Annotated in this window: 1 protein-coding gene; it reads left to right on the top strand. The window is 36.7% G+C overall.

Annotated features, from left to right (window positions below; genetic code table 11):
- Positions 1–122 precede the first annotated feature (122 nt).
- The coding region (locus tag MXE38_RS12305) for an ISAzo13 family transposase (RefSeq protein ID WP_246915500.1) at positions 123–1,337 on the top strand (1,215 nt) is incomplete at its 3' end.

The following is a 1,337-nucleotide window of genomic DNA, read 5'->3' as shown; positions in this document are numbered from 1 at the left end:
AGGAATTGTCAACAAATTAAAAGAACAAACTAGGTACAACATATTTTATTAAATATGTGTATATTGTAAACTAATACTTTATGTCTTTACTTTAGGGGGTTGTCATGCGTGATACTTACGAAATTAGCTGTGAATCGCTTCAAGAGTTTATCCAAATTGTTAATCCAACTCTTAATGAAAGACAAAGTAGGATCTTTTTAGGAGCATTATCTAGTGCTTTAGGCACTCGCTGCAATACGTTAGTTCAACAATTATCTGGCGCAGATAGAAAGAAAATTATCAGAGGAAAAAAGGATGCTGAGGAGTTAAAAAATCTTCCAAAAGAAGAGTGGCCTGACTTTGTCAATCAAGTGCGTGAGTCTGGGGCTGGACGTAAACCCATATCAGTAGTTAGCCCTGAATTAATAGAAGCTGTTAAAAAACTGGTAGAGCCTCATACTGTAGGAAATCCTGAAAATCCTCTTACTTGGACAACAAAAAGCTTAAGACATATACAGAGCAAACTTATTGAGCAAGGGTTTAATATCAGCCATACCAGTGTGGGTCACATATTGGTAGAGCTTGGTTATAGCCTGCAGCAAAATCTAAAATATATCTCTGCTACTGAATCTCCAGTTGATAGAGATAAGCAATTTCAACGAATTAATGGCTTTGCAAAGAAGTTTCACGCAAATAACGACCCTGTCATATCAGTTGATGCTAAAAAGAAAGAGTTAATTGGTAATTATAAAAATCAGGGAGCAGAATACTGCCCTAAAGGTCAACCAACTAAAGTTTTAGATCATGATTTTGGTACTGTAAAAGCAGCTCCATATGGTGTATATGACTGTGGTGCAAATAAAGGATTTGTCAGCGTTGGATCCTCCGCAGACACAGCATCTTTTGCTGTAAACAGTATTGGTTTATGGTGGGAGCATATGGGGAAAGAAATGTACCCAGAATGTACCAGAGTCATGATTACAGCTGATTGTGGAGGGAGCAATAGTTGTAGAAGTAGATTGTGGAAAAGTGAATTACAAGAATTGGCTAATAAGATTGGTCGTGAGTTATGGGTTTTTCACTATCCTCCAGGAACATCTAAATGGAATAAGATTGAGCACAGAATGTTTTGCCATATGAGCAAGAATACTCGAGGACGTCCTTTGGTGAGCATGGAAACCATTATCAAGCTAATAGCTAATTGTACAACATCAACTGGCTTAAATATCAAATGCGTTCAGGATACAAATACTTATGCTAAAGGTATTAAAGTATCAAATGATACTATGGATAAGCTTAATATTAAGCACTCCAAGTGGCACGGCGAATGGTTTTACATAATTAAACCTCAGAATCAG

Source organism: Anaerobiospirillum sp. NML120448, from assembly GCF_023050945.1.
In the GTDB taxonomy this organism is placed as follows: domain Bacteria; phylum Pseudomonadota; class Gammaproteobacteria; order Enterobacterales; family Succinivibrionaceae; genus Anaerobiospirillum.
The sequence above is the reverse complement of the archived record's forward strand: the minus strand, read 5'-3'. Positions and strand labels throughout refer to the sequence as shown.